This window comes from Mycobacterium sp. IDUB_39, from assembly GCF_055419205.1.
This window is the reverse complement of sequence record NZ_JBVAXF010000004.1, coordinates 584,529-599,739: the sequence shown is the minus strand read 5'-3', so window position 1 is coordinate 599,739 and position 15,211 is coordinate 584,529. Positions and strand designations below refer to the sequence as shown.

The 15,211-nt window shown below is 68.7% G+C and carries 15 protein-coding genes; 5 read left to right on the top strand and 10 right to left on the bottom strand.

The window, feature by feature from the left end; genetic code table 11:
- Nucleotides 1-51 precede the first annotated feature (51 nt).
- Nucleotides 52-876 carry a PaaX family transcriptional regulator C-terminal domain-containing protein gene (locus tag ACZY0X_RS18255; RefSeq protein WP_463772491.1) on the top strand — a complete coding sequence of 275 codons (825 nt, stop codon included), beginning with the start codon at nt 52-54 and terminating at the stop codon, nt 874-876.
- Between the two features lie 10 nt (nt 877-886).
- On the opposite strand, the gene mnmA is transcribed toward ACZY0X_RS18255, so the two are convergent.
- The 9 genes from mnmA to ACZY0X_RS18210 form a co-directional block, all read right to left on the bottom strand.
- Nucleotides 887-1,963, bottom strand: a complete 1,077-nt coding sequence (gene mnmA, locus ACZY0X_RS18250) for a tRNA 2-thiouridine(34) synthase MnmA (protein WP_463772360.1) — start codon at nt 1,961-1,963, stop codon at nt 887-889.
- Nucleotides 1,964-1,965: 2 nt separating this feature from the next.
- A complete protein-coding gene (locus tag ACZY0X_RS18245; RefSeq protein WP_463772359.1) occupies nt 1,966-3,153 on the bottom strand; it encodes a cysteine desulfurase family protein in 1,188 nt (395 codons plus the stop codon).
- A gap of 33 nt (nt 3,154-3,186) precedes the next feature.
- On the bottom strand, nt 3,187-4,044 hold the full coding sequence (locus ACZY0X_RS18240) for a lysophospholipid acyltransferase family protein (RefSeq protein ID WP_463772357.1): 858 nt from the start codon (nt 4,042-4,044) through the stop codon (nt 3,187-3,189).
- Nucleotides 4,041-4,883 (bottom strand): GNAT family N-acetyltransferase, encoded by an 843-nt coding sequence (locus ACZY0X_RS18235; RefSeq protein WP_463772356.1) that lies wholly within the window; start codon nt 4,881-4,883, stop codon nt 4,041-4,043. The genes ACZY0X_RS18240 and ACZY0X_RS18235 overlap by 4 nt, the downstream gene beginning before the upstream one ends.
- Before the next feature lie 96 nt (nt 4,884-4,979).
- Nucleotides 4,980-5,636, bottom strand: a complete 657-nt coding sequence (locus tag ACZY0X_RS18230) for a nitroreductase (RefSeq protein ID WP_463772489.1) — start codon at nt 5,634-5,636, stop codon at nt 4,980-4,982.
- 5 nt (nt 5,637-5,641) lie between these two features.
- A complete protein-coding gene (locus ACZY0X_RS18225) occupies nt 5,642-6,367 on the bottom strand; it encodes an SDR family NAD(P)-dependent oxidoreductase (RefSeq protein ID WP_463772354.1) in 726 nt (241 codons plus the stop codon).
- Complete coding sequence (locus ACZY0X_RS18220) at nt 6,364-7,110, bottom strand: SDR family oxidoreductase (RefSeq protein WP_463772352.1); 747 nt, start codon at nt 7,108-7,110, stop codon at nt 6,364-6,366. Before ACZY0X_RS18220 ends, ACZY0X_RS18225 begins: the two co-directional genes overlap by 4 nt.
- A 131-nt stretch (nt 7,111-7,241) precedes the next feature.
- Nucleotides 7,242-8,195 carry an electron transfer flavoprotein subunit alpha/FixB family protein gene (locus ACZY0X_RS18215; protein WP_463772351.1) on the bottom strand — a complete coding sequence of 318 codons (954 nt, stop codon included), beginning with the start codon at nt 8,193-8,195 and terminating at the stop codon, nt 7,242-7,244.
- 36 nt (nt 8,196-8,231) lie between these two features.
- On the bottom strand, nt 8,232-9,023 hold the full coding sequence (locus tag ACZY0X_RS18210; RefSeq protein ID WP_463772349.1) for an electron transfer flavoprotein subunit beta/FixA family protein: 792 nt from the start codon (nt 9,021-9,023) through the stop codon (nt 8,232-8,234).
- A gap of 218 nt (nt 9,024-9,241) precedes the next feature.
- On the opposite strand from ACZY0X_RS18210, the gene ACZY0X_RS18205 reads away from it, so the two are divergent.
- From ACZY0X_RS18205 to ACZY0X_RS18195, 3 genes are read left to right on the top strand one after another with little or no spacing between them, the layout of a single operon-like run.
- Nucleotides 9,242-10,036 (top strand): class I SAM-dependent methyltransferase, encoded by a 795-nt coding sequence (locus ACZY0X_RS18205; protein WP_463772348.1) that lies wholly within the window; start codon nt 9,242-9,244, stop codon nt 10,034-10,036.
- The gene (locus tag ACZY0X_RS18200; RefSeq protein ID WP_463772346.1) at nt 10,029-11,612 is read left to right on the top strand and encodes a 1,4-alpha-glucan branching protein domain-containing protein; all 1,584 of its coding nucleotides are present in this window, start codon (nt 10,029-10,031) and stop codon (nt 11,610-11,612) included. Before ACZY0X_RS18205 ends, ACZY0X_RS18200 begins: the two co-directional genes overlap by 8 nt.
- A complete protein-coding gene (locus ACZY0X_RS18195) occupies nt 11,609-12,859 on the top strand; it encodes a glycosyltransferase family 4 protein (RefSeq protein ID WP_463772344.1) in 1,251 nt (416 codons plus the stop codon). The genes ACZY0X_RS18200 and ACZY0X_RS18195 overlap by 4 nt, the downstream gene beginning before the upstream one ends.
- 148 nt (nt 12,860-13,007) lie before the next feature.
- On the opposite strand, the gene ACZY0X_RS18190 is transcribed toward ACZY0X_RS18195, so the two are convergent.
- A complete protein-coding gene (locus ACZY0X_RS18190) occupies nt 13,008-13,745 on the bottom strand; it encodes an acyltransferase (RefSeq protein ID WP_463772343.1) in 738 nt (245 codons plus the stop codon).
- 170 nt (nt 13,746-13,915) lie between these two features.
- Between ACZY0X_RS18190 and ACZY0X_RS18185 the strand changes: the two genes are divergently transcribed.
- A complete protein-coding gene (locus ACZY0X_RS18185; RefSeq protein WP_463772341.1) occupies nt 13,916-15,193 on the top strand; it encodes an outer membrane protein assembly factor BamB family protein in 1,278 nt (425 codons plus the stop codon).
- Nucleotides 15,194-15,211 lie beyond the last annotated feature (18 nt).

Sequence of the window (15,211 nt, the reverse complement as noted above, 5' to 3'; positions counted from 1 at the left end):
CGGACAAGGAGTCAACCGTTGGACATCCCCACCCGCACACTCGTCGAGAGCATGATCCGCGAAGACGCCACGATCGACAGCGGCGCGCTGTACGACGTCGCGAACGCGCTCGACATGACCGATCAGCAAGTGCGGCTGTGCATCAAACGTCTGATCGCCGACGGGCAGTTCACTCAGGAGGGTCGCGGACGCAAGGCGGTGCTGCGAGCGACGGATCGGGTGCGCAACACCATCACGCCCGATCGCGAGTACGTGCGGTACATGTTCGCCCAGGATCGGGGTGACGCGACCTGGGACGGCGTGTGGCACCTCGTGGCGTTCGGGGTCCCCGAGTCGACTCGCGCGGCGCGCGACGCGATGCGCGATGCCATCGTGGGTCTCGGCGGCGCACCGATTCAGGGCGGCCTGTATGTCTCACCGAACCGGTGGGAGGACAGGATATCCTCGGCAGCAACAGAATTGGCGATCATCGAACACGTAACCACGCTGACCACGACCAACTTGTCGGTGGGTGGTATCGAGGCGCCCCGCGCACTTGCCGACCACCTGTGGCCGCTAGACCGGATCGCCGAGAGGCATCGACGACTACTTGCGGTCGCCGAACGATCACTGGCGGCGCTGGGGAAAGCCTCACCGATCGAGCGTCTGACCATCGCGATCGACCTCGCTGCCGAGTTCACCCAGGCCGTCGAACCCGATCCGTTGCTTCCGCCGGAGCTTCTTCCACAGCCCTGGGTCGGCACCGCAGCGCGTTCGGCGGTCGCGGCCTGTTGGACCGAGCTGTTGAAATCCGATCCCTCACAACCGATCCGGTTGTTCCGATGGTATTCCGACGTGATCGCGGAGATCACTCAAGCGGCGCCGACGACGTCCTGACTCACACCGCTCAGGGTGTCGCAGCGCTGATGGTCGCGCTGGCCAGGACCACGTCACCGTCGGGGTCGGGGTCATAGAGCACCATCGTCTGGCCGGGTGCCACGCCACGAAGCGGGCTGGCCAGCTCGGCGACCAGGTGCCCGTCGCGCACCTGCGCGACCGCACGCATGAGACCACCGTGCGCCCGAACCTGGACCTCGCACTCGACGGGTCCGTCCAGGACGGTGCCCGCGGCGAGCACTGGCCGCTCGCCGGTCAGCGTCCGCACCTCGAGGTCGGCGACGGCACCGACGTGCACCGTCGCGGTGTCGGCGTCGATCGAGGTCACGTACCGCGGCTGACCGTCTGGTCCGGGGCCCTCGATGCCCAGTCCCTTGCGCTGGCCAATGGTGAAGCCGTGCACGCCGTCGTGCTCGGCAAGCACCGTCCCGCCCGAATCGACGACGTTGCCGCGGCGGACGCCGATTCGGGCGCCGAGGAATGCCTGGGTGTCACCGGACGGGATGAAGCAGATGTCGTATGAGTCGGGCTTGTCGGCGACCGCGAGTCCACGCTCGGCGGCCTCGCTGCGGATCTGATCCTTAGGGGTGTCGCCGATCGGGAACAGCGAGTGCTCCAGCTGCTCGGCGGTCAACACTCCGAGCACATAGGACTGATCCTTGTCGTGGTCGACGGCGCGCCGCAGCCGACCATCCGACAGGCGGGCGTAGTGGCCGGTCGCGATGGCGTCGAAGCCCAGCGCAAGGGCGCGCGCCGCGAGCGCGGAGAACTTGATCCGCTCATTGCACCGGACACACGGGTTGGGTGTCTCACCGCGGGCGTAGGACGACACGAAGTCGTCGATCACGTCGGCCTTGAAGCGGTCGGCGAAATCCCAGACATAGAAGGGAATCTCGAGGATGTCGGCGACCCGGCGGGCATCACCGGCGTCCTCCTTGGAGCAGCATCCGCGCGAGCCCGTCCGCAGCGTGCCGGGGGCCGACGACAACGCCAGGTGCACGCCGACGACGTCATGGCCGGCGTCGACCATCCGCGCGGCGGCGACCGATGAGTCCACCCCGCCGCTCATCGCGACCAGAACACGCATGACTACTTCCCGTACCCTGCGCTCGCGAGGGCGGCCTGCCGGGCCCGCTCGACAGCTGTGGGCAAAACCTCCAATGCCGCCTCGACGTCGGCATTGGTACTGGTGTGCCCCAAGGACAGACGCAGCGATCCGCGCGCGCTCGCCGGGTCAGCACCCATGGCGATCAGCACGTGCGACGGCTGCGCCACACCCGCGGTGCAGGCCGAGCCGGTCGAACACTCGATTCCCTTGGCGTCCAACAACATCAATAGCGCGTCACCCTCGCATCCGCGAAAGGTGAAGTGCGTGTTGCCCGGCAGACGGTCGACACCGGTGCAGCCGTTGACATCGACATCGTCGATAGCCGCGAGCACACCGTCGATCAGCTTGTCCCGCAGCGCGGAAATCCGCGCGCGCTGGACGTCGAGACCCTCGACCGCTACGCTCGCCGCGGTCGCCATGGCGACGACACCGGCGACATCCGGTGTGCCCGAACGCACGTCACGCTCTTGGCCACCACCGTGCAGTAGCGGCACGCAGGCGGTGTCGCGACGCAGCAGCAGCGCGCCCACACCGGTGGGACCACCGAACTTGTGGGCGGCGATGCTCATCGCCGATAGGCCGCTTGCGGTGAAGTCCACCGGAATCTGGCCCACCGCCTGGATGGCGTCACTGTGCATCGGGATGTCGAATTCGGCTGCCACGGCAGCAAGTTCGGCAATCGGCAGAATGGTGCCGACCTCGTTGTTGGCCCACATCACCGTCACCAGGGCGACATCGTCGTGATCGCTGAGCGCCTCGCGCAGCGCGGCGGCCGTCACCATGCCGTCGGCACCGACCGGCAGCCACGTCACCTCGGCGCCCTCGTGCTCGACCAGCCACTCCACCGCGTCCAGCACCGCGTGGTGCTCGACCGGGGTGGTCACGATCCTGCGCCGCTGCGGCGCCGCGTCGCGGCGGGCCCAGTAGATACCCTTGATCGCCAGATTGTCGCTCTCGGTCCCGCCGGCGGTGAAGATGATCTCCGACGGCCGGGCCCCGAGCAGACCGGCCAGCTCCTCGCGCGCCTCCTCCATGCGGCGGCGCGCGGCGCGGCCCGTGGTGTGCAGCGACGAGGCATTGCCCACCGTCGCCAGAGCAGCCGCCATTGCCTCGATCGCAGTGGGGTGCATCGGTGTGGTGGCGGCATGATCCAGGTAGACGGAGCGCATAGCCCAACCAGGATACCGGCAGGCCGGATGACCTCAGGCGACCAGCGCATGCCCGTGAGCGCCGCGGGCCGGTGCGGGGGCGTCGGATACCCCCCGCACAGCGGCCTCACACCGTGCCGCGAGGTCGCGGCGGTCGGTGCCGGGGAGCTGCAGTGACTGCACCTGAACGTGGCACACCGTCATCCGGGCGGTGATGACGCGCCGCACCGACGCCAGCAGCGAGTCGTCGCCGATGAACGCCGGAATCGTCGATGGTCGACCGTCCCGGTGGTGGTAGGTCATCCGCAGCGGCTGCACGGGCCTGCCCGCGTCGATCGCCCCCTGAAACATCGCGGGCCGGAACCGTCCGTATCCCAGGCCACACCACGTCGTGCCCTCCGGGAACGCGACGACGGTCTGCCCCGCGGTCAGCCGTGCGGCCACGGTGCGCACCACGTCCGGCAGCCGACGGAGGTTGGCTCGCTCGATCGGAATGACCTTGAGCAGGCGCGCGACGAGCCCGAGCGCGGGCCAGTCGATGAGGTCGGCGCGCGCGACGAACGACCCCGGCAGCACCGACCCGATGATGAAGATGTCCACCCACGACACGTGACCGCTGACCACCAACACACCGCTCAGGTTGCGGATCGGACCTCCCGAGGTGGTGATTCGCACGCCGAGGCAGCGCAGCATCAGGCGGCAGTAGACGCGCTGCACCCTCGAGCGACCGGGCAGCGGGACCGCCAGCAGCGGTAGCGCGGGAAGCAGCAGCAGCGCACACGCGATGCGCGCGGCTGTCCTCAGCACGACGATCGCCGGACGAGAGGCGGTCGCGACGTCGACCCCGATGCACGACGCGTCACACGACGCGCGCGGCAGCCAGGGACTCGCGGTGAGCCCGTGGCTGCTCATCGGGCCGACCCGTCACCCAGGGCTTCAGCCTGCGCCACCGAGCGCAGGCGTTTCAGGTAGCGCACGTCGGCGTCGGCCTTGTCCATCAGCGCCGGGAAGTCGCCGACGCCGAAGTCTGGGTCGTGAGCCGGTTCGCCGCACACCTTGGCACCCAGCCGCAGGTAGCCCCGCATCAACGGCGGAATACTCACCCGGGCCGGGGCATCGATATCGTCCAGTCCCCTACCGTCGAGCAGCACCGGCCGGTATGGGCGCACCTCGTACTTCGCAGGGTGCCGCTGGCGGACGAAGTCACGCACGCCCCGCAGTTGGCTGCCTGGCGGCTCGTCGGGTGCCCCCTGGACCGGTACCGAGACGCATCCGGTGACGTAGTCGTATCCGCAGCGATCGAGGTAGGCCAGGATGCCGGCCCACATCAGCAGCACCACGGCGCCGTTGCGATGGTCCTCGCGCACCACTGCACGACCCATCTCGACCAGTGACGGCCGCAGCGTGTCCAGGGCGCTGACGTCGAACTCGGTGGCGGTGTAGAGCCCGCCGGCGGCGATGGCACCCGGTGGCGGCAGCATTCGGTAGCAGCCGACCAGCTCGCCGGATCCGTCCTCGCGGACCAGCAGGTGATCGCAGTACTCGTCGAACCGGTCGGCGTCGCGACCGTCGGCCGAGGCGACTAGGCCGAACCCGGGTTCGGAGGTGAACACCTCGTGGCGCAGCCGCTGAGCGGCGTCGATCAGATCCGGATCGGTGGACAGCAGCAGGGTGTAGCGCGGCGTTGTCGGGCTGGTCGGGCCGCCGGGGGCGGCAGCGTCGGCGGCGATGAGTACGGATGCAGTGCTCATGGCCTGAACGGTCGCCCAGCCGTCGGACCGGATGCCAACGGCTACGTGACGCGTCCGTGCACGCTTGGTGACGAGTTGTGTGCGGTGCCCGCTTCCTCAGTGGTCGAGAAACACCACGTGCTCAGCCACCGGGTTGCGCGGAATGTCCAGGTGGTTGGCGGCGAACAGCGGATCGGCGTAGCCGATCGACATGCCACACAGGATTGTCAGCTCCTCGGGGATGCCGAGCTGTTCGCGCAGCACGTCGGGATACAGGGCTATCGACACCTGGACGCAGCTGCCAATCCCGCGCTCGGTCAGCGCCAGCAACAGGGTTTGCAGGAACATGCCGACCCCCACCGCATCCACGTTCCCGAACTCCCGATGCATGCACACCACCCCGGCCACCGGTGCGTGGAAGAACTCCCAGTTGCGCAGCTGCGCGTTCCACCGGCCCTCGGCGTCGCTGCGCTCGATGCCCATCGCGCCATAGATCAGGGCGCCGCTCTGCCTGCGCCGATCAGCGAAGCGCGGCGGTAGGCCCGCCGATCCGATCGCAGGCGGATTCGCGTCGACGGCGGCCAGCAGCGCGTCGACCAGCCGCGCGCGCCGCTGGCCCGTGGCCAGGAAGACATGCCACGGTTGGGTGTTGGAGTTCGACGGTGCCCGCATCGCCAACGCCAACGCCTCATCGAGCAGCTCACGGGGAACGGGCTTGTCCGGCAGGAACATCCGCGATGACCGGCGCGCCCGGATCGCCTCGTCGAGCCCCATCTCGGTCATGCCGCCGCGCCACCGCCGTCGGCGTGCAGCGTCGACCCGGTGATGAAACTGGACCGCGGTGAGGCCAGGAACAGGATCGCCTCGGCGATCTCCGCCGGCTTCGCGGTCCGTCCCAGCGGCAGCGCGCGGCCCAGTTCCTCGTTGGTGTCACCCCATTCGGCGACGACGCCCTCGGTCGCGGTCGGGCCCGGTGCGACGCTGTTCACGCGGACGCCGCGGGGCCCGAACTCGGCAGCCCAGGTGCGGGTCAGCGATTCCACCGCCGCCTTGGAGGCGCTGTAGGCCGAGGCCCCGGCGACACCCTTGAACGCCACCATCGAGGTGACGTTGACGATGCTGCCGCCCCCGCGTGCGAGCATCCCCGGCACCAACGCCGCCACCAGGAAGTACGTCCCACGAACGTTGGTGTCAAACGTCCGCTCGAATGACGCGAGATCCTGATCCACCGTCAACGCACCCGGGAACGAGGCCGCGTTGTTGACGATGACGTCGACGTCGCCGCACTGCGCGACAAGCGCACTCACCGACTCGACGTCGGACAGGTCGGCGGCGACGAACCGCACGCCGAGCTGCGCCGCCGCGGCGGCACCGCGGTCACGATCGCGGCCGGTGATGACAACGTCGGCGCCGGCCGCGGCCAGCAGTCGGGCCGCCTCGAGGCCTATGCCCGCCGTTCCGCCTGTGACAAGCGCTCGGCGGCCCGCCAACTCCCGCGCGGTCACGCGCGAGTCGCCAGCCAGTCGGCGAAGTGGGTGCTCGCCAGCGTCGCGCCGTCTCCGGTGACGAGGCTGTTCTGGGTGAGCGGCGTACCGAAGTACGTGGCGGCCGGGTCGACGGAGACCGGTGTGTCAGCGCCCTTGGCGGCGAGCACCGCGCGCGCCATATCGGCGAACGGCATCTTGTCGGGGCCCCCGAAGTCCCGCGTGCCATTGATGGGCTCGGCCGTCGCCGCGCGGGCCACCTCGGCGGACACCTCGGCCGCGGCGACCGGTTGGATCAGCGCGTCGGGTGCATGCACCTCGTCGCCTACCTGCAGCGTCTGTGTGATCGAGTCGGCGAACTCGTGGAACTGGGTGGCGCGCAGGATGGTGTGGGGCAGGCCCGACTCCGAGATCGTGCGCTCCTGCACGACCTTGGCCCGCAGGTAGCCGCTCTCGGGTAGCCCGTCGACACCGACGATCGACAGCGCCACATAGTGCCCGACACCGGCAGCCTTGGCCGCGGCGACCAGGTTGGCCGCGGACGCGGTGAAGAAGGCCAGCACCGCATCGTCTGCGAACGACGGCGAGTTGACGACGTCGACGAGTACCTGTGCGCCCGCGACGGCCTCGGCAAGGCCCTCACCGGTCACCACATCGGCCCCGCTGCCGCGTGACGCGGCGACGACATCGTGGCCCTGCGCGGTGAGCAGTTCGACGACCTTTGTACCGATGAGACCACTGGCCCCGATAACTGCGATTCTCATGGGAAAACTCTCCCACTGCGCAGGCCATCGCGGCACCCTGGAAAGTCCGTAGTTCTGCGCGCCGATCGTCGAAAACACAGAACCCCGACGCCACAAGGGCGCCGGGGTTCTGCGGTGGATCTGCCGGTGGGTCAGCCCTTGCGAGCCTTGACCGCGTCCGTCAGCTGCGGGGTCACCTTGAACAGGTCACCCACGATGCCCAAGTCGGCGATCTCGAAGATCGGCGCCTCTTCGTCCTTGTTGACGACGACGATCGTCTTGGACGTCTGCATGCCTGCACGGTGCTGGATCGCGCCGGAAATGCCCAACGCGATGTACAGCTGCGGTGCCACCGTCTTGCCAGTCTGACCGATCTGGAACTGGCCTTCGTAGAAGCCCGAGTCGACGGCCGCACGCGAGGCGCCCACGGCGCCGCCGAGTGCGTCTGCGAGATCCTCGACGACGCTGAAGTTCTCCTTGCTGCCGACACCGCGGCCGCCGGACACGACGACCTTCGCCTCGGTCAGCTCCGGACGCGCGCTCTTCGCAGCGGGCTGACGGGAGATGATCTTGGTGGCGTTCTCCGCGGGAGCGGGCACCTCGGCGCTGACCACTTCACCGGCACCGGCGACGGGCTCGGCCTCGACTGCACCGGGGCGCAGCGCGATGATCGGGGTGTCGCCTGCGGTCGCCTCGACGGTGTAGGCACCGCCGAACACGGAGTGCACCGCGACTCCACCCTCCTTGATGCCGACGACGTCCCACAGCACGCCAAGACCGGCCTCAGCGGCAAGTCGCCCAGCGACCTCCCTGCCCTCGGCGGTCGAGGCCACCAGCACGGCTGCCGGGCTGGCGGACTCGGCCAGCGCGACCAGCACGGCGACCTTGGGGGTGACCAGGAACTGGTCGGCGGTGTCGGACTCGGCCGCGTAGATCTTGGCCGCACCCGCTGCCTTGAGTGCGTCGGTCAGCGGCGCCGCGGTGCCCGGGGCACCGACGACGACGGCCGACGGCTCACCCAGCGCACGCGCCGCGGTGATCAACTCGGCGGTGATGCTCTTCAGATTGCCTTCTGCGTGCTCGACGAGCACGAGTACTTCTGCCATTGCCTCTTGTTCGCTCTCTGCGTCTGGGGGTGGGGGTTAGATGAGCTTCTGCGCGACCAGGTACTCGGCGATCTTCTGACCACCCTCGCCCTCGTCCGTGATCTTCTCGCCTGCGGACTTCGGCGGCTTGGGGGTAACCAGCTTCACCTGCGTCTCGGCCACATCGCCACCCACGACGCCGCTCTCGATGCCGACGCCCTCGAGCGTCAGCGGGGTGACCGTCTTCTTCTTGGCGGCCATGATGCCCTTGAAGGACGGGAACCGGGGATCCTCGACGATCTTCTCGCTGACGCTGACCACTGCGGGCAGAGTCGCCTCGAGTTCGAAGACGCCATCGTCGGTCTCGCGCTCACCGGTCACCTTGCCGTCGGCCACGTCGAGGCTGCGCATGTGCGTCAGCTGCGGTACGCCGAGGTAGTAGCTCAGGATGGCCGGGACGGCGCCACCGACACCGTCGCTGGACTCGTTGCCCGCGATGACGAGTTCGATGTCCTCGATCTGTCCCAGCGCACTCGCCAGCGCGTATCCGGTCTGGACGACATCGGAGCCGTGCAGGCCCTCATCCGAGAGGTGGTAGGCCTCGTCGGCGCCCATGGAGAGCGCCTTGCGGATCGCCGTCTCGGCGCCTGCGGGCCCCGCGGTGAGCACAACGACGTTGTAGTTCGCGTCGGCGTGCTTCTCCTTGAGCTGCAGAGCTACTTCGACCGCCCGCTCGTTGATCTCGTCCAACACGGAATCGCTACCTGCGCGATCCAGCGTGTGGTCGTCCGCGAGCTTGCGATCCTCGTAGTCAGGGACCTGCTTGATCAGGACCACGATGTTCGTCATGAGTCTGGTTCGTCCTCCTCGATGAGGCCGTTGACCGGCCTGCATTACCACGATTTCGCTTTCGCCTACATGTTACTCGACGGTAACTTAAGCAGACGCGCAGGAACACCATAACCTGACCGAAGATGACCTTCTGACCTCCCCTTAACTCCGGTTAACTCGGAGCGAACCGTCCGCGAAGCCCTGACGACACCCCCGCTGCGTTAGCCTGCCTTCCAATGAGCGCAATTTCTCCTCGGCAGCCGTCGGCTGAGCCGACCTCCGACGTGCTTCCCCTCACCGGCGAACGCACGATCCCCGGCCTGGCCGAGGAGAATTACTGGTTCCGCCGTCATGAGGTGGTCTACGAATTCCTCGCGGGGCGCTGCGCGCAACGCGATGTGCTCGAGGCGGGATGCGGCGAGGGCTACGGCGCCGATCTTCTCGCCGACGTCGCACACCGCGTGGTCGGCCTCGACTACGACGAGTCAGCTGTGGCGCACGTGCGGTCTCGCTACCCGCGCGTGGACATGCGGCACGGCAACCTGGCGGAGCTCCCTCTGGCTGACGGCGAGGTCGACGTCGTGGTCAACTTCCAGGTCATCGAACACCTCTGGGATCAGGGGCAGTTCGTGACGGAGTGCGCTCGCGTACTGCGCCCGGGCGGAGCGCTGCTCATGTCCACCCCGAACCGGATCACGTTCTCCCCCGGTCTGGACACCCCTCTCAACCCTTTCCACACCCGCGAGCTCAACGCTGACGAACTCACCGAACTGTTGACCGACAACGGTTTTGAACTCGAGGCGATGCTCGGCGTCTTCCACGGACCGGGCCTTCTCGACCGAGACGCGCGGCACGGCGGATCGATCATCGGCGCCCAGATCGACCGCGCGGTCGCGAATGCACCGTGGCCCGCCGATCTGCTGGCCGACGTGGCTTCTATCTCCACCGCCGACTTCGAGCTGCTGGACGCCGGGGTCCGGGACATCGACGAGAGCCTCGATCTGGTGGCGATCGCGGTGCGGCGTGACTGACTCCGAAGGACCGGAGTCGGTACCCGGACTCTTCACCCTGGTTCTGCACACCCACCTGCCATGGCTGGCCCATCACGGGCGCTGGCCCGTCGGCGAGGAGTGGCTCTACCAGTCCTGGGCGGCGTCCTATCTGCCGTTGATGCGTGTGCTGAGCACGCTGGCCGCCGAGAATCGCCGTGGCCTGGTCACACTCGGCATGACACCGGTGGTCACCGCCCAACTCGACGACCCGTACTGCCTGACCGGCATGGATCACTGGCTGACGAACTGGCAGTTGCGCGCAACCGAGGCCACCACAGCGCGCACCGGCGACGGCACCGGCTACGCCGCGCCTGAGGCCTTGCGCGCATTCGGTGTTCGTGAGCGTGCCGAGGCCGAGCGCGCGCTCGAGGACTTCGCGGTGGCGTGGCGACACGGCGGCAGTCCGCTGCTGCGCTCGCTCATTGACGCCGGCACCATCGAGCTGCTCGGCGGACCGCTGGCGCACCCGTTCCAGCCGCTGCTCAACCCCCGCCTGCGCGAGTTCGCCCTACGTGAGGGCCTCGCCGATGCGGGCGCGCGCTTCGCCCACACCCCACGCGGCATCTGGGCGCCGGAGTGCGCGTACGCGCCGGGAATGGAGACCGGCTACGCCGCCGCGGGTGTGACGCATTTCATGGTCGACGGGCCGTCGCTGCACGGCGACACCACCCTAGGCCGGCCCGTCGCCGACTCGGACGTCATCGCCTTCGGCCGCGATCTACAGGTCAGTTACCGGGTCTGGTCACCCAAGTCGGGCTATCCCGGAAACGCCGCCTACCGCGACTTCCACACCTACGACCACGTCACGGGTCTCAAGCCGGCCCGGGTGACCGGGCGCAACGTGCCGTCCGAGGAGAAGGCGCCCTACGATCCGGCCCGCGCGGATGCCGCCATCGACAGCCACGTCGCCGACTTCGTGGACGTGGTGCGCTCGCGGCTTATCGCCGAGTCCGACCGCATCGGACGACCCGCGCATGTGATCGCCGCTTTCGACACCGAACTGTTCGGGCACTGGTGGTATGAGGGTCCGGTCTGGCTGGAGCGCGTGCTGCGGGCTCTGCCCGAGGCCGGCGTCCGTGTCGGCACGCTGTCCGACGCCATCGCCGACGGTTACGTCGGCTCCCCCGTTGAGCTTCCACCCAGCTCCTGGGGATCGGGCAAGAACTGGCAGGTGTGGTCGGGCGAACAGGTCGCCGACCTCGTCGCGCTGAACGCCGAAGTGGTCGACACCGCGCTCGCCACGGTCGACAAGGCGCTGGCCCACAACGCATCTGGCGGCTCGACTGCGTCGACCTGGGCACCGCGCGATATCGTCGCCGACCAGATCCTGCGGGAGACGCTCCTGACGGTGTCGAGCGACTGGCCGTTCATGGTCAGCAAGGACACCGCAGCGGAATACGCGCGCTACCGCGCACATCTGCACGCGCACGCCGCCCGTGAGATCTCGAGCGCCTACGCGTCGGGACGACGAGACAACGCCGAGCGGTTGGCGCAGGACTGGAATCGCGCCGACGGGCTGTTCGGCGCTCTGGACGCGAGGCGGCTACCCCGATGAGAATCCTGCTGGTGTCCTGGGAGTATCCGCCGGTGGTGGTCGGCGGACTCGGTCGCCACGTCCACCACCTGGCCACCGCGCTGGCCGACGCCGGACACGAGGTGGTGGTGCTCAGCCGTCGCCCGTCGGGCACCGACCCCAGCACGCACCCCTCCACCGACGAGATGAGCGAGGGCGTGCGGGTTATCGCCGCAGCCCAGGATCCGCACGAGTTCGAGTTCGGCACCGACATGATGGCCTGGACGATGGCGATGGGTCATGCCCTGGTCCGCGCCGGGTTGGCGATCAAGTCGACTGGTCGTCACGCGGACAAGCCGTGGCGGCCCGACGTCGTCCACGCCCACGACTGGCTGGTGGCCCATCCGGCGATAACCCTCGCCGAATACTTCGACGTCCCACTGGTTTCCACCATCCATGCCACCGAGGCCGGACGGCACTCGGGCTGGGTATCGGGCCGCATCAGCCGTCAGGTTCACGCCGTCGAGTCCTGGCTCGTGCACGAATCCGATTCGCTCATCACGTGTTCGGCGTCGATGCGCGACGAGATCACCGAACTGTTCGGCCCCGGATTGGCCGAGAACAGGGTGATCCCCAACGGTATCGATGCCAACCTATGGCCGTTCGCCCGCCGCAAGGCCCACGCGGGTCCGCCCCGGCTGCTCTATCTCGGCCGCCTGGAGTACGAGAAGGGTGTGCACGACGCGATCGCCGCGCTGCCGCGCATCCGCCGGACCCATCCCGGCACCACGCTGACCATCGCGGGCAGCGGCACGCAGCATGAGTGGCTCATCGAGCAGGCCCGAAAGCACAAGGTGCTCAAGGCGATCACGTTCGTCGGGCAGGTCGACCACGAGCAACTCGTCACCCTGCTGCACGACACCGATGCCGCCGTCCTACCGAGCCACTACGAACCGTTCGGCATCGTCGCGCTCGAGGCGGCCGCCACCGGCGCCCCGTTGGTCGCGGCCAATGTCGGCGGCCTGGGCGAGGCCGTCATCGACGGGCAGACCGGGGTGTCCTTCCCGCCCCGCGACATCGCGGCACTGGCGACGGCGGTGCGGTCGGTGCTCGACGACCCGGACACGGCGCAGACCATGGCCATCGCGGCGCGTGACCGGCTCACCTCGGAGTTCGACTGGCACACTGTGGCGGCCGAGACCGCACAGGTCTATCTGGCCGCCAAACGCGGTGAGCGCGAACCGCACCGGCGCCGCATGATCGTCGAGCACGCGCTGCCCGACCGGTAGTCGCGCGCCCGTCGCGGCCGCGCGCTGGCGGATAGGCCCGCCCAGCGTGACGCCACTGCGAAGATTCGGCGATTTTCTCGCAGCAGCGGCACGTTCGGCGTGTTGGTGACCTATTGACCACCAAGGGCGCCGCGCCTGGGGCGGCGGGCTAGTGGGACGCCTTCTTGCGCTCGATATCGGCCAGTGCGGCCGCGAGTTCGGCACGTTCGGCCGCCGAGGTCTCCCATGCCAGCTTGCGGTTCTTGACCACCTTCGCCGGCGCACCGACGGCGATGGAGTAGTCGGGCACCTCGCCCTTGACCACCGCGTGTGCCCCGAGCACGCATCCACGCCCGACCGAGGTGCCCCGCAGCACGGTGACCTTGGCGGCCACCCACGTGTCGGGACCGATCCGCACCGGCGCCTTCACGATGCCCTGGTCCTTGATGGGCAACTCGACGCTGTCCATCCTGTGGTCGAAGTCGCAGACGTAGCACCAGTCGGCCATCAGAACCGAGTCGCCGAGTTCGATGTCGAGGTAGGTGTTGATGACGTTGTCACGGCCGAGGACCACCTTGTCCCCGATGCGCAGTGACCCCTCGTGCGCGCGGATGGTGTTCTTGTCACCGATGTGGACCCAGCGGCCAATCTCCATGGTGGACAGCTCCGGGGTGGACTGGATCTCCACGTTCTTGCCGAGGAACACCATGCCGCGCGTGACGATGTGCGGATTGGCCAGCTTGAACTTCAGCAGCCGGAAGTACCGCACCAGGTACCACGGCGTGTAGGCCTTGTTGTTCAGCACCCACTTCAATGAGGCCAGTGTGAGGAACCGGGCCTGGCGGGGGTCGCGCAGTCGGGAGCCCCGCCAGCGAACGTGCAACGGAGAGCCCCACATCGTCGTCATGGCGGGAAAGCCTACGCGAGCCCGATCGTGGGTTTTCCGGGTCGCGCACGACTCTCTCGCGTCGCTTCGCTCGCCCCGGGCGCTCCCACGGGTGGGAGGTCCCCCGGCGCCCCGACACCGCGGGCTAGTCTCGGGACTCGATGTCTGCTCGACGAACGACCGCGCGCCGAATGACTGCCGTGACGGCCACAACACTGGTGGCGCTGCTGATGAGCGCGTGCGGCGCCGATACCAGCTCGTGGGTCGAGGCGGTCCCCGCAACGGGATGGGCCGCCCAGTACGCCGACGCGGCCAACAGCAGCTCCACCACGGTCTCCGGCGCCGAGTCGCTCGCGCTGGACTGGACCCGCTCGGTCAAGGGCGAACTCGCCGCGCAGGTGGCGTTGGGCTCGGGGAACTACCTCGCCGCCAACGCCCAGACCGCCGCGGGGTGCTCGCTGATGGTGTGGGAGACCGACAATGAGGGCAGACAGCGTTGGTGTGGCCGGCTGTGGCAGGGCGGCGGGTTGTCCGGACCACTGTTCGACGGCTTTGACAACCTGTACGTGGGGCAGCCGGGCGCGATGCTGTCCTACCCGCCGACGCAGTGGATCCGGTGGCGCCAGCCGGTGATCGGCCTGCCGCTCACACCACGCGTCCTGGCTCCCGGCCAGCTGTTGGTGACGACGCACCTCGGGCAGGTCCTGGTGTTCGACGCGCACCGCGGCGTGGTCGTCGGTACCCCGGTCGACCTCGTCAGCGGGCTCGACCCCAAGGATTCCCAACGCGGGCTCGGCGACTGCCAGCCCGCCAGGGCACGCTGTCCGGTGGCTGCGGCGCCCGCGTTCTCACCCGAGACGCAGATGGTGGTCCTCGGGTTGTGGGAACCCGATGCCGACGCGCCGGTCCTGATCGGGATGCGGTACCGCCAGGGTCAGAAGCCGCTGCTCAACCGGGAGTGGACCAGCACGGCCGTCGGCGGTGGGCCGCTGTCGAGCCCCGTGATGTCCGCCGATGGCCAGACGGTCTACGTCAACGGCCGCGATAACCGGCTGTGGGCGCTCGACACCGCCAACGGTGAGGCCAGGTGGTCGGTTGACCTCGGGTTCCAGCCGCAGACCCCGCCTTCGGTGACACCGGACGGATTGATCGTGGCGGGCGGCGGCCCGGATGCGCGGCTGACCGCCGTGCGCGATGACGGGGACGGCGGCGAGGTGGTTTGGACCCGCGATGACGTCGAGCCCCTCTCGACATCTTCTCGAGCGGGCGCCGACGTCGGCTACACCGTCGCGCGCGACGGCGAGAACGGTATGACGCTGCTGGTGTTCGATCCCGCCGACGGCCACACGCTCAACGCCTACCCGCTGCCGCACGCGACGGGGTATCCCGTTGGTGTGTCGGTGGGCCATGACCGGCGCGTGGTGACCGCAACCAGCGACGGTCAGGTGTACGCGTTCGCTCCCGCCTGACGAGTCAGGTGATCGTCC